Here is an 18,148-nt window from a genome sequence, read left to right on the forward strand (position 1 = left end):
GCGCATTCCATCGGTGTCTGGGAGCCGGGGACCAGCCCCGCGGAGCCGGCGTTGTCCGCGACGGTGTCGACCAGGGTGATCCGCCAGTCGCGGATACGGCTGTCGACTATCTGCATGCGGGAGCGACCGCCTCGGTGGCGGCCAGTACGTCCTCGGTGGTCACCCCGAGGCCGCGCAGCGGCCGGGCGAGGCGGAAGCAGATCTCCGGTTCGACGCGCGGGGCGCAGTAGCGGGTGGCGCGTACGGTGTCGCCGTCGCGGTGGACCATGTCCTCCAACAGGTGCCCGAAGTCCGGCTCGTGCATGCCGAGCAGTTGCTGCATCGGAGCGGAGGTCAGGCCCACCTTGTGGCCGATCGCCGTCGCCTCGGCGGCCGGCTGTCCGGACTCGGCGCAGTCCGGAGCCCCTGCCGAACCCGGAACGGGCGTCGAGTTCCACTCGGGCGAATGTCGTGAGCATGATCGAGTCGCGCCCGTGCCGATGCCGTCTGCTCGGCGCGGCGCCGGCCCGGGGAGGGCGGCTCTCCTGTCCGTGTCAGCGGTCGAGGTGCGCCCGAAGGAGGTTGGGTTCCTTGTTCGTGAGGTAGGCGGCGCTCGGGACGTACACCGTGTTGCCGTGGACCGCGACGGAGGTGGGGGTCTGCAGGCCGTCGGCCGCGGTGAGGACGGCGGTGTGGGTGCCGTCGGGGCGGACGAGGTCGACCTGGTTGTCGTCGCGGGCGGCGAGCAGGGTGTCGCCACGGCCGGTGAAGGCGAAGTCGTCGATCGACGGCATTCCGGTGGCCCGGACCTGGATCTTGCCGGCAGTGCCCCGTGCGGTGAGCGGGATGCGCAGTACGGTGCCCTTGTCGAGGTTGGTGGCCCAGACGGCGCCATTGTGCAGCTTCAGTCCGTTGGCGCCGGCGAAGGTGCTGGGCTTCAGCGCGTCGCCCTCGGCCCATACCGTGGCCTTGCCGCCGCGCGCGGGGACGCGGTAGATGACGCCGTGCACGGAATCGGTGACGTAGAGACGGCCGGTGCGCCGGTCGAGGGCCAGGCCGTTGGGCAGGCCGTCGGCGGGTAGGGCGGCGATGCGGTGCGGGCGGCCGCCGGGACGTATGGCCCAGATGCCGGTGAGGTCGTCGGTGCCGGTGGCGTAGGTGACGTAGAGGGTGCCGTCGTGCGCGCGGGCGATGCCGCCGGCGAACGCCTTGCCGAGGTTGGGGGTGTTGGCCTTGGCGGGAGCCGGGAGGGTGGCCAGCACGCGGATCCGTCCGGACGGGGTGACACGGACGATCTGCCGGGCGAAGGAGAACGTCAGGTAGGCGGATCCGTCCCCGCCCAGGGTGATGTTCTCGGGCTGCTGCCCGGCGGACATTGTGAAGTGGGCCGCGATGTGGGGCTTGGAGAGCGGCTCGGTGGCAGCGGTGGCGGTCGCCGTGGTGGCCAGCAGGGCCGCTGAGGTCGCGAGGAGGGTGAGCAGGGTGCGGCGGGGCATGGGGTGGTTCTCCTGGTGCGAGGGGGATGGTGGATGCGTCGTCGGCCCGCGTCGCGGTCGATGACAGGGGGGCGGTGTGGTGGTGGGAGTGTCGGCTCAGGGGGCGACGAAATCTTGATCGTGCTCGCCCAGCCGTGGCCGCCTTCCCGGAGCTGCAGGGCCATGTGCAGCAGTTGGAAGCCCTCCAGTTCGCGCGCGTGCTTGAGCGCGCCGACGCCGACCGGGTTGAGCCCGCCGGAGGTGGCGAGTTCGGCGACCCGCTTACGGGCGGCCTCGTCGTCGCCGGCGATGAAGGCGTCGAGCGGTGTGCCGTCCACCTGTCCGGCCACCGGCGTCGTGGCGAACGTGGTTGTTGGTTCCTTTCGTACGGCGACCGGCCCCCGGCGTCGGGCACGGCGGCCGTGTCCTCTTGCGGAGCGGTCCTGTCGAGTCGTCACCTGACGGGAACGCGCACCACGTCGAAGGGAAGCTGCGGGTCGGCTATCTAAAACTGGAAGTTGACGATCAGCAGATCGTGGCCGTCGAAGGACGCCGTGGACGGGCTGCGCATGCCGTGGTCGTGGACGGTGTGCACGAGCCTGGCCCGGGTGAAGTCGTCGCTCAGCTTCAGGACACTGATCTGTCCTTCGGGGTGGTCCTGCTCGGTGACGGCGTAGAGAGTGTCGCCGTCCAGCAGCATGCCGTCCCCGGAGACGCCCTTCGCGCCGCAGAGGTCGATCGGGACGACCGTCCGGGTGCGGGTGTCGATGCGGTAGAAGGCGTACTCGTTGTAGTCGGAGAGCAGGACGTAGCGGCCGTTCTCGGTGACGACCAGGCCGTTGAGTAGGGCGTGCCGTGCTGGCGGGCGATGCCCTCGGGGTGGGTCTTGCTGCCGTGGATCGTGTAGCTGGTGGGCAGTGCAGCGCGGGGGTGGACCGCGGTGACGGCCGACGTCCCGGCCGGGTCGGCGGTGGCGAGGGCCGGGGCGGCCGTGCCCAGGACGAGGAGCGAGGCCGGCGCGAGGGCTGCGGGGTGCGGGTGACGTAGACCGGCTGAGGACATGACAGGTCTTCCTGTGGGGCGTGAGTCCGGGACGGGAACGAGAGGGGCCGGGTCAGCGGTCGGCGGGGAACAGCGACCGGTTGGCGATGTCGATGATGAACGGGCCGACGTGAGAGGGATAGCGGTCCACGATCGCCTGCTTGTACGCGTCGCCGTCGTCGCCGAGCAGCTCGCGGGCGTCGGCGAGGTAGCGGCGGACGTCCTCGTACACCTCCGGGCCGGTGGGGGCGCCGTGGCCGGCGAGGATCGTGTCGTAGCCGCTGTCGGAGGCCAGTGCCTCCACGGCCTGCTGCCAGCCGGTGATGTCGTTGTTGCCCAGGTAGAGGTGGACGTCGTTGTAGACGAGGTCCTGGGCGATCAGGACGCGCTGTTCGGGCAGCTTGATGAGGAGTTCGTCGGCGGCCTCTCCGCCGGAGACGGCCTCGAAGACGAACGGGACGCCGTCGATGACCTCGGTGCCCGGGGTGAGCTCCACTGACGGGGTGAAGTCGGTGACCGGGATGACCAGGCCGGTGGGCAGCCGGCTCTCGCCCCGCGCGACGATCTGCTCGCGGACTTCCGCCAGCGCGTGGACCGGGACGCCGAAGCGGGCGGCGCCGTTGTAATGGTCCGGGTGCGCATGGGTGACGACGAGCCGGTCCAGCGGCTTGCCGAGTCCCTTGGCGTAGCCGACGGCCTCGTCGGCGTAGGCGGGCAGCAACTGGGCGTCGATCGCGACGACGCGGGCCGGGGTCTCGATCAGCTGCGTGGTGGTGTGGAAGGTGTCGGCCGGGGACATGTAGCTGTGGATGCGGACCGCGCCCTTGTCGAGGACCGTGACCGTGCCGTTCATAGGGGTTCTCCTTGCGGTGAGGGCGGCCTTGCCCCGCCTTGACGCCCTCTACTCTCGTCGTGAAACCGCAGGCAAGCGAGATACGCTGGAGACCCGGCATGGTAAATCGAGGACATCCGGGAGACCGTGATGCTGTCCGCAGATCTTGACGAGAGTGATCCCTCCGTGGGCGCTGCCATCCTGAGGCTCGGCTTCAACCCGCCCGAGGAACGGGTCCCCGGCTTCGAGATCATCGACCTGGCCACCCTGCACCAGCGTCGCCGGCGCCGCGGCAGACCGGCCGACCTGGTGCACCGGGTCGACTTCCACACCCTCACCCTCATGACCGAGGGCAGCGGCGAACACGCCGTCGACTTCGTCACCTACCCCTGCCGACCCGGCACCCTGCTGTGGGTCCGCCCCGGCCAGGTGCAGCGCTTCGTACGACCGGGCACGGCAAACGGCACCCATCTGCTGTTCACACCGGCCTTCCCGCCTTACTCCAGCAGCGCCGACCGGCTCGTCAAGGAGTGGTACGGGCCCGCGTGCTGGCAGCTGGGTGCCAGCCCCCAGTACGCCGTGCTGTCCACGCTGCTGGGCCAGCTGCGGGCCGAGTACGACCGCCCACCGGGGGCCGCGTCGGCGGAGATCCTCCAACTCCTGCTGGCCACCGTGCTGTTGCAGATCGACCGACTGCCCCACCCCGACGGCGGCGGCAACCCGCACGCCGGCGGAGAGGTCTACGCCCGCTTCCGCACCGAACTGGAACGCTCCTACGCCACCACCCGCCGCGCCGCCGACTACGCCCACCGCCTCGGCTACACCGTCAAAACCCTGACCCGCGCCTGCACGGCCGCCACCGGACAGCCCGTCAAAAACGTCATCGACGGCCGCGTCGCCCTGGAGGCCAGGCGGCTGCTCGCCCACACGGACGAGCCGGTGGCGACCATCGCCCGCCGCCTCGGCTTCCCCGAACCCACCAACTTCAGCAAGTTCTTCACCCGCCACACCGGCGTGACGCCGGGAGACTTCCGTCAGGCCCACCAGGGCCAGCAGTGGACTTGAGGCGGCTCCGGATGCGACGTCTCCACCGACGAGCCCGTCGGGTGCGGCCGGTCAACCGGGCGGCCGTGATCGGCCCGATGCCCGGGGTGTACGTCAGCGCGCCGCCCGATGCCTCCACAAGTCTCCGCATCCCGCATCGGGGCAGCATTGCCCGTGAGCTGCTTGGTCACACCGGCGCCGTCCTCTCCGGGTTGCCGTAGTAGGCGTCGAGGCCGTGCTCGCGGGGGTAATGACGGTCCAGCAGATGTCTGGAAGGCGAGCCCGCCAGGTCGCTCCGGGTGTCCGTTTCGGGCCCAGTCGGTGACGGACACGCTCACTGGCTGCGCCCTTCCTTCAGCGTGCCGGCGTTCCGGAAAAGGGGTCGAGAGCCGCAGGGCCGACAACAACGTGCGCCGGGCAAGCGGGTGGGTGTAGCGCCCGTCTGCGCCGAGAAGTCGGAGCGGGCCGTCGGCCGTGCACATCACCGCAGGTAGCAGCGACTCGTTCGGCGATGGGCAGGGTCGGCCATGGGGGCACGCGGTGTGGCCCGGGTTCACGCGCGGTTGATCGCACCCGTGGGTTCGAGGTCCAGGCCCGGCCCGCTCGTCGTTCCGAATGTGTTCCAGGCTCTTGACGGCCACCTTATGACTGCGTAGACATGGCTGCGCAGTCAGACGGAAAAACCCTCTGTCGAAGGCAGTGCGGCCACTGGGAGACATCATGACGCGAACGCAAGGACGGGCCGGAAGTTCCGGCCCGCCCAGGAGCGTGGACGTGGCGCGACTGGCCGGTGTGTCGCAGAAGACGGTGTCCAGGGTCTTCAACAACGAGGCCTACGTCTCCGCCGAGGCGCGCAGGCGCGTTCTCGAAGCGGCTGAGGAACTTGGCTACCGGCTGAACCCGCAGCCCGCGCCCTGGCCTCCGGTCGGACCCGGTCGATCGGCGTGGTGACGCTCGGTACGGCTCTGTACGGACCCGCGTCACTGCTGATCGGCATCGAGCGGGCCACCCGGGGCACGGGCTACGCCCTCCGCGTGGTCACCACCCTGGAAGGCGATCCCGGCGGCATCTCCGCAGCCGTGGACTCCCTCCTCGAGCAGGGAGTCGACGGAACCGTAGTGACCGGCTCGCTGATCTCGGTCGTCCCCCTCGTCGTGGCCTTCCTGATGCTCCAGCGGTACTGGCAGAGCGGTCTGTCCGCCGGCGGCGTCAAGCAGTAACCCCCTCACTCTCCCTCGGAGGTTCCTTCATGGCGGTCCTGCCCGCCCGTGTCCTGTTCGGTGCCGCGTACTACCACGAGTACACGCCCGCCTACGGCGGCATACGGCCCGACGAACAGCTCAAGGCCGACCTCGACCTCATGGCCGAGGCGCACTTCACCGTCATCCGGGTCGGTGAGTCGGTCTGGTCGACCTGGGAGCCCAGCAACGGCAGCTTCGATTTGGACTGGCTCCAGCCGGTGCTCGACGGCGCCCACGAACGCGGCATCTCCGTCATCCTCGGCACCCCGACATATGCGGCACCGCCGTGGCTGGCCCGCCAGTACCCGGAGATCGCCGGCGAGAAGGCCACCGGACGGCGCCTCGGCTGGGGTGCCCGGCAGGAGGTCGACTTCACCCACCCGGCGTTCCGGTTCCACGCCGAGCGGGTGATCCGGAAGATCGTCGCCCGGTACGCCGACCATCCGGCGGTCATCGGGTGGCAGGTGGACAACGAACCGGGCCTGCACCTGCTGCACAACCACGGCGTCTTCCAGCGCTTCGTCGACCACCTGCGCGCCAAGTACGGGGACGTGGAGACCCTCAACCGTGAATGGGGCCTGGTCTACTGGTCGCACCGGCTGTCCGACTGGGCCGACCTGTGGACCCCGGACGGCAACGAGCAGCCCCACTACGACGTCGCCTGGCGGCAGTTCCAGGCCGACCAGGTCACCGAGTTCATCGGCTGGCAGGCCGACATCGTCCGGGAGTACGCCCTCCCCGGGCAGTTCGTCACCACCTGCATCTCCTACACCCGGAGCGGGGTGGAGGACGACCAGCTGTCGGACCGCCTCGACATCGCCTCCGGCAACCCGTACTACGACATGCAGGACGGCCTGCTGCTGCCCGACCCCACGCCCGACGACCACGAGCAGAGCTGGAAGACCACCGGGGTGTGGTCCATGTACCAGACCGCCGACTGGATGTTCTCCTCGCGCCAGGAGCCGTTCCTGGTCACCGAGACCAACGCCCAGAGCATCGGTTTCGCGTGGGACAACCGGCCCGGCTACGACGGCCAGTGGCGTCAGGCCGCCTGGGCGCACGTGGCACGCGGCGCCCGCATGATCGAGTACTGGCAGTGGCAGACCCTGCGATTCGGCGCCGAGACCTACTGGGGCGGCGTCCTCCCGCACTCCGGCCGACCGGGTCGCGTCTATGCCGAGATCGCCCGTCTGGGCGCGGAGTTCGCCAAGGCAGGCCCCTTGGTCGCCGGGCTCGAACCCGACGCCGACATCACGATGGTGTACTCGACCCCCAGCAAGTGGCTGATGCAGAAGTATCCGCCGCTCGCCAAGCCGGACGGCTCCCTCGACCCGGCCGCCTACCACCGCATCTTCGACCCCTTCTACCGCGGCGCCTTCGAGACCGGCCGCCAGGTGCGCATCGTCCACGCCCGGCAGGTGCACGACCCGAGCGGTGAACAGGACGGCATGGCGCCGGACGAGGCCGTGCGCCGGCATCCGGTCCTCGTCGTCCCCGCCCTGTACCTCGCGGCCGACTCGACCCTCGACTGGCTCGCCACCTATGCCCACGCCGGCGGCCACCTGGTCCTCGGCCCCCGCACCGGCTACGCCGACCACCAGGCCAGGGCACGGAACGAGCCCGCTCCCGGCCGTCTGGCGGAGGCAGCGGGAGTGGCGTACGAGGAGTTCAGCAACCTGCCACGCGAGGTACCGGTCCACGCGGCGGAGGGCAGCCCGTTGCGACTGGCCGAGGACGCGACGGCAACCCGCTGGCTCGAGGCGCTCACCGTCACCGACGCCGAGGTGCTCGCCACCTACGATCACCAGCACTTCGGCCGCTGGCCGGCCGTCACCAGCCGTCGCCACGGCGAGGGCCGGGTCACCTGCGTCGGCACGGTACCCGGCCGGAGCCTCGCCCGGGCCCTGGCCCGCTGGCTGGCGCCCACCGCACACAGCGGATGGCAGAACCTCCCGGACTCCGTCACCGCCACCACCGGGACGGCAACGGACGGCCGCCGTGTCCACGTGATCCACAACTGGAGCCCGGAGCCCGCCCGGGTCACGGCTCCCCGGGGGTTCACAGACGTCCTCGACGACGCCCCTGTTCCGGTCGGCACGGCGGTCGACCTCGGCGCCTGGGACGTCAGGGTGTTCGTCACCACCGGCGACGACGGGCCCGCCTCACCCTGAGGCGGCCTTCCCGACAGGCGGCCGGGCGCGCCCTTGGCACCGCTCGGCCGGCCCGCCCCGGGAAAGCGGGAAGCACCGATGACAGTACCGATGACAGGAGCAGAACCCCTCCTGTGCGTACGATCCTCAGTCCGCACAGGCCATCGAAGGGCTTGACACCCCTCTTCTGGCCGTGCGGGGGCCCGGCACCAACACCTGGCCCCCTGTCCGACCGCACCAGGTCGAACGTCTTCGCCACCGTCGGGTGGCGAAGGGCCGTCCGGACGACGGCGGCCCCACATCCGGCCGCCCTGGAAGAGGGGTTCGGAGCCGTGGCGGTCGAGTTCCATGCAGCCGAGTTCGTCGACGTCGGCGAAGACGGTGATCGTCGTGCCGTCGGCGGGACGGACATCGGCATCTACTCTGTCAGTGCTGCCACTGTCGCCCCTCCGCTTGTCATGTAACGCCCGGCTGTTGGAGGTGCCTCAGTCGAGCCAGATCAGCACCGCGTGACCGGTGGATGCGGCACCTTGGAAGAACTCTGTCAGGGGAGTAAACAGGTCGCGTGCCCACTCCAGTGAGGTGGGCGAGTCCCAGATTCGGGGGTAGATCTCGGCCTCGGCGAGTTCGGAGGGGTCGACACCTTGGGTGAGCTGGTCATACGGTTCTCGTCGGCGCAGACCGCATGCAGCGCCTCCTCAACTGTCGCTCCTGCCCAGGCCGGGTCGTCTACGAAGTGGACGTGTGCCTCGTACTGTTGGTCCCCCCAGGGCTCCATCAGCGCCGCCGTCACGTTCTGCCACGCCTGGTCGTCGTGGTAGTCGGTCCTGATGACCAGGACGTCGAACTCATCACGGCCGGTGACGGCGGGCAACGCTCTCATAGATCCTTCTCCTCGGCGACGATCGGTGAGCCGTGCCCGACTGTCTCACAGGCCGTTTCCGAGGGTCCCTATCAGCAAGGGCCCACGCGCGCGCAGCATAAGACCTTTCTGGGCCTGGCGCGTGCCACGGGCGCCACACGACGTCTCGGGGCTGCCTCCGGCGCCGGATGCCTGTTCAGGCGGTCGCCGACCGGAGCTGGTGTGGCATGTTCCAGCCCTCAGCGAGTCTCGACGGGTGAACGTTGCACCTTTGTCGAGGGGGACTTCCTCACCGCCGACCTTCCAGCCGCGGGCCACGACTTCGTCTGCTCAGTGACCGCGAACCACCACATGGACTTCGAGGCGGCCATCGTCCGCATGCGTGAGCTGCTGTGGCCTGGCGGCACGCTGGTCGTGGTCGGTCTGGCCCGCGAGACGAGCGTGACGGAGTGGGCGGCGTTGATCGCGGCTGCCCCGATCGTGCGGATCACGAAGGTGCTGCGTCGCGCGCGTGGCCCGCTGGGTATGCCGGTCCCCGACCCGCAGATGAGCTATGGGCAGGTGCGGGCCGCCGCCCGGCGACTGCTGCCCGGCGTGCGCCCGCAAGATCAAGCCGGCTGACGACCGCCGAAATGGGAGGAGTTAGCACTTTCAGGGGAAATGCTCATGTGTGGCGTTTTGTGCTCGGATGGTGACCGCCCTCGGCGAAACGTCAGGACCTGGCCTTGCGCTCCATCTCGGCCAGCAGCTCTGCCAGCGCGGGTACGGCTACGCGCAGCGCGTCGCGGCTCTGCGGGCGCAGCGCCTCCACCGCCTCTCGCAATGCGCCGGTGCTCGCCCGGTCGTACTGGTTCAGCAGTTCCAGCGCTCGCGGCGAGGGCGCCAGCCGTACGGTGCGCAGATCGGTACCGGAGGGACCGCGCTCGACCAGGCCCGAGGCGGTCATCGCGCGGACCAGGTTACTGACTGTGGAGGGTGCGATGCGCAGCCGCTCGGCGACCTCCCGGGGGGTCGCCGAACCAGCCGCTGACAGTACCCGCAGCAGCTCGATCTGCGCCTCCGGCAGGTCGGGCAGGTCCTCCGCGTTCCGTGTCCGCCGCAGCACGGCCCGCCGCAGCGGGCCCAGCAGCCGGCCGAACTCCATTGCGATGTCCGCGTCACTCATCCCCATGGCGCCATTCTGCCGGAGAGCATATTTTGCTGCAAAATAATTTTGTGACAAAATGAAGTCATGGCTGACAATGAAACCCTCACCACGACAGTCGAGCAGCCGGCCCCCGCGCAGGACCTCTCCGGCATCGTCGGACACCGCTTCATCTACACCTACGCCAACGGCTGGCAGTACGAGATGTACGTCAAGAACGACCGCACCATCGACTACCGCATCCACAGCGGCCACGTCGGCGGCCGCTGGGTCAAGGACCAAGAGGTCGACCTCGTCCAGGTCGACGACGACTGCTACAAGGTCTCCTGGACTGAGCCCACCGGCACTTCGGTCAGCGTCAACGTCCTGCCCGGCAAGCGCCGCCTGCACGGCGTGATCTTCTTCCCGGACTGGATCCGCACCCACGGCGAGCGCACCGTCTGCTTCCAGAACGACCACCTGGAGGAGATGCGCCGCTACCGTGACCAGGGCCCCACCTACCCGATCTATGTGGTTCCCGAGTTTGCGAAGATCACCCTCTTCGAGTACGTCGGCGCGGACGACGAGACGGTGATCTCCGTCGCGCCCGGCGACCTGCCAGCAGGCTGGGCCGACCGCGCGAACTGACCCGGCATCCCTCGGCGAGCCGCATCCCCGGCCCCCAGTCCCCGCAGGTGACAAGGCCCGCCGTGCTTACGATAACCGCTCAGCGCCCTCGGCCAGCAAAGACCGCCAGCCCCGCTGCGGCTGCCCTGATCCCATCCTCTGAGCTGGGCCGCAGCCGCGTAGCGTTGTCTTTCCGGCGAGAACTGCGGGATCCTCGCAGTGAGGGCGGCTGGTCGACGGCTGACGGCGGCCTCGCTGTTGCGGATTGCCCGATGGAGCCGTGGTGGTGCGCCAAAGGGGCCGGTTTCAGAATGCGGTGACCCCTTGGTGGACCTGCTGACCGTCAGTTCCGAGGCAATTCAGTCGCACTGGGCCTCGCGGGAGGCCGACTGCCCGCTCCTGCGGGTCTGGCTGCGGCGGGACCGTTGTCGATGAAAATCGCTCTGCCGCCTGGCGCGAGCGTGGCGGCGCCGCTGTTCCAGAAGTCGACCAGCCGCGTCGGCCGGCCGCGACGGTGCACGACGTCCCCCGCTTCCCCGGCGCAGATAGCGCACGCTTGGCGAACGCGTTGTCGCGACCGGTCCCTCGTTCCAGGCGGGCCGGCGCACTGCGACCGTACGGACCACCTTCCATGCCGACGTGCACGACGCGGCCCCGCGGCGGTGGTCGGTGGTGCGGCGGACCATGCGGTCGCAAGGACAGCGGCGACGGCGGCCGCCGGGGTGAGCAGACGTCGGCAGTGCATACGCCCTCGACTTCCGCCCTGAGTGTGCGTCAGGGCCGCAGGCTCGAGATCACCCGCTGGGGAAGTATCGGGCGGCTTGTCGGTCAGGTCCGCGCGCCGGCTCCGTCGTACGCGAGCGCACCGCCAGGTGCCACGTGAGATGGTGCGCCCGGGGCTCGCTGCCGGATCGGGAGAGGGGTGAGCCGGCCAGGTCGCCTCGGGTGTGGGTGCCGGAACTCACGCGTTCGCGTCGCGGAGCGTGCGCAGGATGCGCTCGAGGTGGCGGCGGTCCTCGGCTGAGAGTGGTCCGGCCAGGTGGGTACGCAGGTGGGAGACGTGGGCGGTAAGTGCGTGGTCGAGCGCCTGACCGCCCTTGTCGGTCAGTACGGCGAGTGCGGCTCGGCGGTCGGCAGGATCGGGGTCGCGGCGGATGAGTCCTTCCTTTTCCATGCGGTCGGCGAGCCGGGTGAAGCCGCCCGAGCTGAAGGACACGGCCTCTGCCAGGTCCGTCATGCGGAGCTGGTGGCCGGGGGTGCGGCCCAGTCGCAGCAGCACTTCGAACCAGGTGTGCGGTATGTCCAGATCGCGGTTCACCAGGGGCTTGATACGGCTGTGGGCCTCCACGAAGAGACCGAAGAGTGTCACGTCGTCGTCATTCAGCAGTTGCTCATTCACTCCTTAAGGATGGCAGAAGGGCATGCGTGGAAGAATCTGCCGTTGCAATATCTGTTGTTACAGATATATTATCTGCGTCGGCAGATACTTGCCGTGTCCACCCCGCAGATGTGGAGTCCGCCTCATGGGAAAGCGCGTGCTGGCCGCCGCCGGCGTCAACGGCGACATCGTCGTCGGCTTCACTGCAGCCACCCTGAACCTGCTCGGCCGGCCAGTTCATGAGCGACCGCGCTGCCCTCGACCGTCATACGGCCCGCCTCGGCCTCCGCACCGGCGATGTACACGGCGCCAACTCGTCCGCCCCCACGTCCTCAGCCTCCACCCGTTCGACCAGCCGGGCACCCAAGGCTGAACCCCTGCTCGACACGGGCTGCCCGCCTCGACCCGGTTCACGTCGTACACCTTGCCGCGAGGCGATTTCCCCGACCATCACCCTTCACCCGAGGAAGCACGCATGAGCACTCTCTCCTTCAAGGTCCTCGATCTCGACTTCCCGGCCGGCAGCAAGAACAAGACGGCCACCCTCGTCACCGGCGAGAGCGAGGCCCTGCTGGTGGACGCGGCCTTCACCCGCGCCGACGGCCACCGTCTGGCCGCCGAGATCCTCGACTCGGGCAAGACGCTGACCACCGTCTTCGTCTCGCACGGCGACCCCGACTTCTACTTCGGCGCCGAGGTCATCGCCGACGCCTTCCCCGAGGCCGTCTTCGTCGCCACCCCGATCGTCATCGAGCACATCAAGCACTCCTACGAGGGCAAGCTGAAGGCCTGGGCGGCGCTCGGCGCGAACCTGCCCACCCGCCTGGTCGAGCTGGAGCCGCTGACCGGTGACCTCACTCTGGAGGGCCACCGCCTCGAGCTGAGGGGCGGCCCGGCCGGCCTGCCCGACCGGCACTACCTGTGGCAGGCCGAGTCCCGGGCCCTGCTCGGCGGTGTCCTGCTCTTCCAGCAGGAGCACGTCTGGGTCGCCGACACCCCCACCCCCGGCGACCGCGCCGCCTGGATCGGCCTGCTCGACGAGATGGCCGCCCTCGACCCGCACCTGGTCGTCCCCGGCCACCGCCTCCCCGGCACCGCGGCCGACACCTCCGCCATCACCGCCACCCGTGACTACCTGGTCGCCTTCGAGGAGGAGCTGGGCAAGGCCGCCGACGGTGCCGCGCTGAACGACGCCCTCGTCAAGCGCTTCCCGGACAACGGCATGCTGATCGCCGCCCAGATCGGCTCGAAGGTCGCCAAGGGCGAGATGAAGTGGGGCTGACCATGAGCGAGTTCGCCGCCTCCACCGCGCCCGCCGACGTCGTCCGCCGCCAGTACCTGGCCTCCGCGGCGGGTGACCTGGACGCTCTGCGCGCCACCCTCGCCCCCGACGTGGAGTGGACGGAGATGGCCGGCTTCCCGCTGGCCGGGACCTACCGCACGCCCGAGGGCGTCACCTCGAACGTCATGGAGCAGCTGGGCAAGGAGTGGGAGGGCTGGGCCGCGCACGACGACACCTACGTCGTCGACGGCGAGAACGTCGTCGTCCTCGCCCGCTACACCGCGGCCAACAAGGCCACGGGCAAGCCGATCGACGTCCGCGTCGCCCACCACTTCGTCGTGCGGGGCGGGCTCATCGTCCGCTTCGAGCAGTTCGTGGACACCGCGCTCGTCCGCGACGCCATGACCGACTGAGGCGTACCGCACCCACCGAGAGGCAGGAGACAGAGATGTCCGCTGCGGACAACAAGGCACTCGTGATTGCCTTCTACGAGCAGGCGTTCAACGACTACCAGCCCGAGGCTGCCGCCGCCGCGCACCTCGGCGCGAGCTACACCCAGCACAACCCCGAGGCGCAGGACGGGCCGCAGGCGTTCGTCGGCTATGTGCACTGGCTGCGCGGGCAGTTCCCCGGCCTGCGCCTGGACATCAAGCGCACGGTCGCCGAAGGGGACCTGGTGGTCACCCACAGCAACCTGCACCTCAAGCCCGGTGACCGGGGCATGGCCGTCGCGGACTTCTGGCGCGTCGCCGACGGAAAGATCGTCGAGCACTGGGACGTGATCCAGGAGGTGCCCGAGAAGAGCGCCAACGACAACACCATGTTCTGACCCCGCGGCAGCAGCACGGCACCCGTGCCGTACCCGGGCGCCGTGCTGCTCCGCCGCCGTGGTCCTGCCGCACCACACAGACAACCGAACAGAACAGAACGGACAGAGAGGCTCACCCCCACCATGACCAGCCTTCCCAGCCGACGCCGCCTGCTTGCCACCGGAGCGGGCGCCGCTCTCGGTCTCGGTGTCGCCAGCGCCTCCGTCACCCCCGCTCAGGCCGCCACCGGCCAAGCCTCTGCGGGCCGCGTGGCGACGGGCGGTGGCGAGGAGAAGCGGACTCTTGACGAGCTCTACCAGGCAGCCCTCGCGGAGGGCGGCAAGCTCGTGCTCTACGCTGGTGGTGACATCTCCAGTCAGGCGGACGGAATCCGCAACGGCTTCAAGAGCCGGTTCCCGGGCATCGACCTGACAGTGGTCGTCGACTACAGCAAGTACCACGACGTCCGCGTCGACAACCAGTTCGCGACCGACACCCTGATACCCGACGTCGTACAGCTCCAGACCGTTCAGGACTTCGTGCGCTGGAAGGAGCAGGGCCGCCTGCTCGCCTACAAGCCGGCCGGTTTCTCCAAGCTCTACGCCCCCTTCAAGGACCCGCACGGCGCCTGGGTCGCCGTCCAGGTGAGCGCGTTCAGCTACATGTACGGTCCCGCCGCGGTCGGCTCCGACATCCCCAGCGGCCCGCTCGACCTGGCCGACGCCCGCTGGAAGGGGAAGATCGCCTCCTCCTACCCGCACGACGACGACGCGGTCCTCTACCTCTACACCCTCTACGTGGAGAAGTACGGCTGGGACTGGCTCGCGCAACTGGCCACCCAGGAACTTCAGTTCGCCCGCGGCAGCTACACCCCGAGCGCGGCCGTCACCAGCGGCCAGAAGGCCATCGGCATCGGCGGATCCGGCGCGCCGCTGTCCACCGGGCCGGTCAAGTGGGTGCTGCCCGAGGAGGCGCCGTTCATGTCCTGGGGACAGCGGGCTGCGATCCTCAAGCAGGCCAAGAACCCCACCGCGGCCAAGCTGTACCTGAACTGGCGGCTCTCCGTCGAGCAGCAGAAGGCCGCCACCAACGGCTGGTCGGTCCGCACCGATGTCACCCCGCCGGCCGGGCTGAAGCCCGTCTGGGAGTATCCCAACGGCAACCTCGACGGCTTCCCGCGTTTCATGGCCGACCGCGCGGCGATCGAGCGCTGGAAGCAGACCTTCGCCCTGTACTTCGGTGAGGTCAAGGGAGACCCCTCACCGGGCTGGCTCGGACTGCACCCCGGGGCCTGACCGCCGACCGTTGCCGCCGGCCCCGCACTCCCCGCGCGCTGGGCCGGCGGCCCTCCAATTCCCGGCCGCCGGTTGGGAGGGCGTCGGCTGGTGGCCGCCGGTGGTCACGATGGTCTGTCTGCTTCGAGTGAGTGGATGGGGCGGTGCCGTGGTGGTCCCGTTCTTGTGCGCGAAGCACTGCGCACGCGACGGGCGCAGGAACCGGGTTTTCGGCGGCTTCGGCTCACCGGCCGGCCGGAGGCGCCGAACCGGGTGCCGTACACGGGTAGTCCTAGACGCTGACCGGTTGGTCGGTCACGGGGGTTGGACGCGGCCGGCGTGCAGCACTGACCACGGGGTGCGGGTGCTGACGCCGTCCTCCTCCTGCTGGAGGCGTTCTCGGGCGCCGCCCTGGATGACGTCGACGACGAACTGGTCGTGCAGCTTGCCCTCACGGATCTCACGGCACGCCCCACAATGGCGGCCGTCTTCCTTGGATCCAGCAGGCCGAGTTCCTCGTTCGCCAGGGCGGCGGCTTCCCTCACCGCGGCCAGAGCGTCGATCAGATGCGGGCAGGCGGCAATCGGCGTGCCTGTGATGGCGAAGTTCTCCCGGGCGCGCAGGGTGTGGATGCCCCAGTACCCCTCGGCGGGGACGTCGCGGTCGCCGAGCAGGTCGTGCTCGCTGCGGTGCGCTACGGTCATGGCAGGCCGGGCCTTCTCGCGGAGCGTGTTCAGGCGTGCGGGTGCGTGGGGCGCGGCAAGAGGACGAGCGATCACGACCCGCCAGGGCGGTGCGACTTGCCACGGCCACGCCGCGGAAGGTCCGGGCACCCTCACCGCCGTCGGTACCGGCTCAGAACGACTCGTCCTTCGCCTTGTCGCGGGCGCCGCCGGACGGCAGGAACCAGACGGTGGCGCCGTAGAAGGGGACGGGTGCCTTCGGCCATCGCCGGGCGTGCGGCAGGACCTCGGCCCGGAGGCCGTCACCGGGGGCGAGGGCGAGGCGGTGATTCTGGTTCGTCATAGACCGATTGCAGCAGCGGGCCGGGCAGCGCGTCCAAGACTCAATCTCGATGTGGCTTATAGGGCCGCCCTATAAGGCGATCTCTACCGCGGTTCAGTCGGTCTCTCCGTCCGGGAGGCCATCGCCGCCGCGGACGGCGGGCTGCGGCGGCTGATCAGCGCGATACGCAGCCGCTTCGGTCCGGAGCACACCAGCGCACCATCGACCTCGGCATGCCCACGTTCTCCCACCTGGCAGGACGCACAGGATCCAGCCCACAGCCGGGTCTTTCCGCGCGTTGACCAGTCGCCCTGTGACGGGCCGATATGCAGTTCGGAGTCGGTCAGCCCGCATCGACTCCGAGTTCGATCACCGGTCCTACCAGGGCAAGAGCCTGATCGACGACCTCGTCCAGGCTTTCGCTGCCGTCGCTGTCCACCCAGCGGCGCAGGGCGGCTTGGAAGGCCGTCAGGGCGACGCCGGCAGCGACGGCAGGACGCAGGTCGACGTCCGGGTCCAGTCCGGCACGCAGGGCGAGGATGCCGGTCATCTCGGCCTGCCACTGGGACTGCCGCTCCAGGAAGCGGGCCAGAAGGGCCGGGGTGTCGAGGATCAGCCTGCTCACGCGCAGCATCTTGGCCGGATTGCCGACGCTCATCGAGGTGAACACCGACAGGGCACGACGCAACGCCACCGCGGGCGGCTCGTCGGCGGGCCGGGCGTTCAGCTCCGCGCACAACTTCACGCCGGCTTCCGCCAGCATGTGCACGATCACGTCTTCCTTGGAATCGAAGTAGCGCGAGAACGTACGGCGTGACATTCCCACGGCGGCCACGATCTGGTCGACCGTCGTCTCTTCGAATCCCTGATCGGCCAGCAGCTTGACCGCGGCCTCCGCCAGTTCGCTGCGCACGAGCAGGCGCTTGCGCTCCGCCATGTTGGCCGCCGGGGCCGTCTTCGCATCTCCCACGACACCGATGCTAGTCCGAGCCAGACGAGTCTCTCCAGGCCCTCATTGACTCACTGTGTCATAGACGGCAGTCTGAGCCTCATGTCAGACAGCAAATGGACCGCATCCCGCATCCCCGACCTGACGGGCCGGACCTTCGTCGTCACCGGAGCCAACAGCGGCCTCGGCCTGGCCACCACCCGCCACCTGGCGCGGCACGGTGCGCACGTCGTCATGGCCGTACGCAACGAGGCCAAGGGCCGCCGGGCCGTCGCCGACATCCGCGCCGCCGATCCCGACGCAAGCCTTGAGATGCGCCATCTCGACCTCGCCGATCTGGACTCGGTCAAGGCGTTCGCCGCCCGCGCGCACGACGACGCCCTGCAGGTCGACGTCCTGATCAACAACGCGGGTGTCATGACGCCACCCCGAACGCTGAGCCCCCAGGGCCACGAGTCACAGTTCGCCGGTAACCACCTCGGCCACTTCGCCCTCACCGGCCTGCTCATGGACCTGCTGCGGCAGGGGCGTGACCCGCGTGTGGTGACCGTCAGCTCGATCGGGCATCACGGCGGGCAGATCCACTTCGACGACCTCTCCGGCGCCCGGAAGTACCAGCGCGTGAAGTACTACGACCAGTCGAAGTTCGCCAACGTCCTTTTCGGTCTGGAACTCGACCGCAGGCTCCGCGCGGCCGACAGCCCGGTGCGCAGCCTGCTCGCCCACCCCGGGATCACAGCCACCAACCTCCAGCAAACTGGCCCGACCGGCCTGTTCCGGGTGGGAGGCGCCCTCGTCAACCGGCTGTTCGCCCAGGACGTCGAGATCGGCACGCTCCCCCAACTGCACGCCGCGACGGCACCGGACGTCGAGGGCGGGCAGTTCTTCGGCCCCGACGGATGGAAGGAGTTGCGCGGACATCCCACGATCGTCCGCCCCGACCCCGCGGCGGAGGACCCTGACACCGCACGCCGCCTGTGGGTGCTGTCCGAGGAGCTGACCGGTGTGGTCTACTCAGCCGCCCCTTCGGCATGACCCAAGGCCCATCTTCGGCCCGCATACAGCTGCAGCGGTGGG

Annotated in this window: 18 protein-coding genes and 4 pseudogenes; 11 read left to right on the plus strand and 11 right to left on the minus strand. The window is 69.6% G+C overall.

What is annotated here, in order from left to right; translation table 11 throughout:
- Positions 1–106 precede the first annotated feature (106 nt).
- The 4 genes from ACZ3KP_RS39740 to ACZ3KP_RS39755 all read right to left on the minus strand — a co-directional run bounded on the left by ACZ3KP_RS39740 (position 107) and on the right by ACZ3KP_RS39755 (position 3,348).
- Complete coding sequence (locus ACZ3KP_RS39740) at positions 107–322, minus strand: hypothetical protein (RefSeq protein WP_467505889.1); 216 nt, start codon at positions 320–322, stop codon at positions 107–109.
- Between the two features lie 211 nt (positions 323–533).
- Positions 534–1,475, minus strand: coding sequence for an SMP-30/gluconolactonase/LRE family protein (locus ACZ3KP_RS39745; RefSeq protein WP_467505891.1), 942 nt, complete (start codon positions 1,473–1,475; stop codon positions 534–536).
- 484 nt (positions 1,476–1,959) lie between these two features.
- Positions 1,960–2,154 carry a hypothetical protein gene (locus ACZ3KP_RS39750; protein ID WP_467505892.1) on the minus strand — a complete coding sequence of 65 codons (195 nt, stop codon included), beginning with the start codon at positions 2,152–2,154 and terminating at the stop codon, positions 1,960–1,962.
- A gap of 414 nt (positions 2,155–2,568) precedes the next feature.
- Positions 2,569–3,348 (minus strand): MBL fold metallo-hydrolase, encoded by a 780-nt coding sequence (locus tag ACZ3KP_RS39755; protein ID WP_467505893.1) that lies wholly within the window; start codon positions 3,346–3,348, stop codon positions 2,569–2,571.
- A gap of 129 nt (positions 3,349–3,477) precedes the next feature.
- Between ACZ3KP_RS39755 and ACZ3KP_RS39760 the strand changes: the two genes are divergently transcribed.
- From ACZ3KP_RS39760 to ACZ3KP_RS39775, 4 genes and pseudogenes are all read left to right on the plus strand, one after another.
- A complete protein-coding gene (locus tag ACZ3KP_RS39760) occupies positions 3,478–4,392 on the plus strand; it encodes an AraC family transcriptional regulator (RefSeq protein WP_467505895.1) in 915 nt (304 codons plus the stop codon).
- Between the two features lie 699 nt (positions 4,393–5,091).
- A pseudogene (locus ACZ3KP_RS39765) lies at positions 5,092–5,495 on the plus strand (LacI family DNA-binding transcriptional regulator); the annotation flags it as partial.
- Positions 5,484–5,591: pseudogene (locus tag ACZ3KP_RS39770) on the plus strand (carbohydrate ABC transporter permease); the annotation flags it as partial. The pseudogenes ACZ3KP_RS39765 and ACZ3KP_RS39770, both read left to right, overlap by 12 nt.
- 29 nt (positions 5,592–5,620) lie before the next feature.
- Positions 5,621–7,783 (plus strand): beta-galactosidase, encoded by a 2,163-nt coding sequence (locus ACZ3KP_RS39775; protein WP_467505897.1) that lies wholly within the window; start codon positions 5,621–5,623, stop codon positions 7,781–7,783.
- Positions 7,784–8,247: 464 nt separating this feature from the next.
- Here the strand turns inward: ACZ3KP_RS39775 and ACZ3KP_RS39780 are convergent, their stop codons facing one another.
- Complete coding sequence (locus tag ACZ3KP_RS39780; protein ID WP_467505940.1) at positions 8,248–8,442, minus strand: DUF1877 family protein; 195 nt, start codon at positions 8,440–8,442, stop codon at positions 8,248–8,250.
- Positions 8,439–8,645 (minus strand): annotated as a pseudogene (locus ACZ3KP_RS39785) (DUF6924 domain-containing protein); the annotation flags it as partial. The gene ACZ3KP_RS39780 and the pseudogene ACZ3KP_RS39785, both read right to left, overlap by 4 nt.
- Positions 8,646–8,957: 312 nt before the next feature.
- Here ACZ3KP_RS39785 and ACZ3KP_RS39790 point away from each other — a divergent pair.
- Positions 8,958–9,245: a hypothetical protein gene (locus tag ACZ3KP_RS39790; protein ID WP_467505899.1), complete on the plus strand. Its 288-nt coding sequence runs from the start codon at positions 8,958–8,960 to the stop codon at positions 9,243–9,245.
- Between the two features lie 91 nt (positions 9,246–9,336).
- On the opposite strand, the gene ACZ3KP_RS39795 is transcribed toward ACZ3KP_RS39790, so the two are convergent.
- The gene (locus ACZ3KP_RS39795; protein WP_467505901.1) at positions 9,337–9,795 is read right to left on the minus strand and encodes a MarR family winged helix-turn-helix transcriptional regulator; all 459 of its coding nucleotides are present in this window, start codon (positions 9,793–9,795) and stop codon (positions 9,337–9,339) included.
- A 60-nt stretch (positions 9,796–9,855) separates the two neighbouring features.
- On the opposite strand from ACZ3KP_RS39795, the gene ACZ3KP_RS39800 reads away from it, so the two are divergent.
- On the plus strand, positions 9,856–10,395 hold the full coding sequence (locus ACZ3KP_RS39800) for a phenolic acid decarboxylase (RefSeq protein WP_467505903.1): 540 nt from the start codon (positions 9,856–9,858) through the stop codon (positions 10,393–10,395).
- 940 nt (positions 10,396–11,335) lie between these two features.
- On the opposite strand, the gene ACZ3KP_RS39805 is transcribed toward ACZ3KP_RS39800, so the two are convergent.
- Positions 11,336–11,773, minus strand: coding sequence for a MarR family winged helix-turn-helix transcriptional regulator (locus ACZ3KP_RS39805; RefSeq protein ID WP_365713607.1), 438 nt, complete (start codon positions 11,771–11,773; stop codon positions 11,336–11,338).
- 454 nt (positions 11,774–12,227) lie between these two features.
- Here ACZ3KP_RS39805 and ACZ3KP_RS39810 point away from each other — a divergent pair, with 454 nt between their 5' ends.
- The 4 genes from ACZ3KP_RS39810 to ACZ3KP_RS39825 all read left to right on the plus strand — a co-directional run bounded on the left by ACZ3KP_RS39810 (position 12,228) and on the right by ACZ3KP_RS39825 (position 15,138).
- Positions 12,228–13,034, plus strand: coding sequence for an MBL fold metallo-hydrolase (locus ACZ3KP_RS39810; protein WP_467505905.1), 807 nt, complete (start codon positions 12,228–12,230; stop codon positions 13,032–13,034).
- A gap of 2 nt (positions 13,035–13,036) precedes the next feature.
- Positions 13,037–13,447 (plus strand): nuclear transport factor 2 family protein, encoded by a 411-nt coding sequence (locus ACZ3KP_RS39815; RefSeq protein ID WP_467505907.1) that lies wholly within the window; start codon positions 13,037–13,039, stop codon positions 13,445–13,447.
- Between the two features lie 35 nt (positions 13,448–13,482).
- A complete protein-coding gene (locus ACZ3KP_RS39820) occupies positions 13,483–13,863 on the plus strand; it encodes a nuclear transport factor 2 family protein (RefSeq protein ID WP_467505909.1) in 381 nt (126 codons plus the stop codon).
- Between the two features lie 123 nt (positions 13,864–13,986).
- On the plus strand, positions 13,987–15,138 hold the full coding sequence (locus ACZ3KP_RS39825) for an ABC transporter substrate-binding protein (RefSeq protein ID WP_467505911.1): 1,152 nt from the start codon (positions 13,987–13,989) through the stop codon (positions 15,136–15,138).
- A gap of 381 nt (positions 15,139–15,519) precedes the next feature.
- Here the strand turns inward: ACZ3KP_RS39825 and ACZ3KP_RS39830 are convergent.
- The 3 genes and pseudogenes from ACZ3KP_RS39830 to ACZ3KP_RS39840 form a co-directional block, all read right to left on the minus strand.
- A pseudogene (locus tag ACZ3KP_RS39830) lies at positions 15,520–15,821 on the minus strand (lyase family protein); the annotation flags it as partial.
- A gap of 151 nt (positions 15,822–15,972) precedes the next feature.
- Positions 15,973–16,143 (minus strand): hypothetical protein, encoded by a 171-nt coding sequence (locus ACZ3KP_RS39835; protein WP_467505913.1) that lies wholly within the window; start codon positions 16,141–16,143, stop codon positions 15,973–15,975.
- A gap of 322 nt (positions 16,144–16,465) precedes the next feature.
- A complete protein-coding gene (locus ACZ3KP_RS39840) occupies positions 16,466–17,059 on the minus strand; it encodes an acyl-CoA-like ligand-binding transcription factor (RefSeq protein WP_132888402.1) in 594 nt (197 codons plus the stop codon).
- Between the two features lie 114 nt (positions 17,060–17,173).
- Between ACZ3KP_RS39840 and ACZ3KP_RS39845 the strand changes: the two genes are divergently transcribed.
- Complete coding sequence (locus ACZ3KP_RS39845; protein ID WP_467505915.1) at positions 17,174–18,106, plus strand: oxidoreductase; 933 nt, start codon at positions 17,174–17,176, stop codon at positions 18,104–18,106.
- Positions 18,107–18,148: the final 42 nt, after the last annotated feature.

The organism is Streptomyces sp. NPDC020958 (genome assembly GCF_055562175.1).

What these genes read in the sequence shown, in the direction of transcription:
- ACZ3KP_RS39825 (WP_467505911.1), top strand. Translation starts at nt 13,987, where the DNA reads ATGACCAGCCTTCCCAGCCGACGCCGCCTGCTTGCCACCGGAGCGGGC.
- ACZ3KP_RS39760 (WP_467505895.1), top strand. Translation starts at nt 3,478, where the DNA reads ATGCTGTCCGCAGATCTTGACGAGAGTGATCCCTCCGTGGGCGCTGCC.
- ACZ3KP_RS39815 (WP_467505907.1), top strand. Translation starts at nt 13,037, where the DNA reads ATGAGCGAGTTCGCCGCCTCCACCGCGCCCGCCGACGTCGTCCGCCGC.
- ACZ3KP_RS39810 (WP_467505905.1), top strand. Translation starts at nt 12,228, where the DNA reads ATGAGCACTCTCTCCTTCAAGGTCCTCGATCTCGACTTCCCGGCCGGC.
- ACZ3KP_RS39835 (WP_467505913.1), bottom strand. Translation starts at nt 16,143, where the DNA reads ATGACGAACCAGAATCACCGCCTCGCCCTCGCCCCCGGTGACGGCCTC.
- ACZ3KP_RS39845 (WP_467505915.1), top strand. Translation starts at nt 17,174, where the DNA reads ATGTCAGACAGCAAATGGACCGCATCCCGCATCCCCGACCTGACGGGC.
- ACZ3KP_RS39820 (WP_467505909.1), top strand. Translation starts at nt 13,483, where the DNA reads ATGTCCGCTGCGGACAACAAGGCACTCGTGATTGCCTTCTACGAGCAG.
- ACZ3KP_RS39745 (WP_467505891.1), bottom strand. Translation starts at nt 1,475, where the DNA reads ATGCCCCGCCGCACCCTGCTCACCCTCCTCGCGACCTCAGCGGCCCTG.
- ACZ3KP_RS39840 (WP_132888402.1), bottom strand. Translation starts at nt 17,059, where the DNA reads ATGGCGGAGCGCAAGCGCCTGCTCGTGCGCAGCGAACTGGCGGAGGCC.
- ACZ3KP_RS39775 (WP_467505897.1), top strand. Translation starts at nt 5,621, where the DNA reads ATGGCGGTCCTGCCCGCCCGTGTCCTGTTCGGTGCCGCGTACTACCAC.
- ACZ3KP_RS39750 (WP_467505892.1), bottom strand. Translation starts at nt 2,154, where the DNA reads ATGCTGCTGGACGGCGACACTCTCTACGCCGTCACCGAGCAGGACCAC.
- ACZ3KP_RS39800 (WP_467505903.1), top strand. Translation starts at nt 9,856, where the DNA reads ATGGCTGACAATGAAACCCTCACCACGACAGTCGAGCAGCCGGCCCCC.
- ACZ3KP_RS39755 (WP_467505893.1), bottom strand. Translation starts at nt 3,348, where the DNA reads ATGAACGGCACGGTCACGGTCCTCGACAAGGGCGCGGTCCGCATCCAC.
- ACZ3KP_RS39740 (WP_467505889.1), bottom strand. Translation starts at nt 322, where the DNA reads ATGCAGCAACTGCTCGGCATGCACGAGCCGGACTTCGGGCACCTGTTG.
- ACZ3KP_RS39795 (WP_467505901.1), bottom strand. Translation starts at nt 9,795, where the DNA reads ATGGGGATGAGTGACGCGGACATCGCAATGGAGTTCGGCCGGCTGCTG.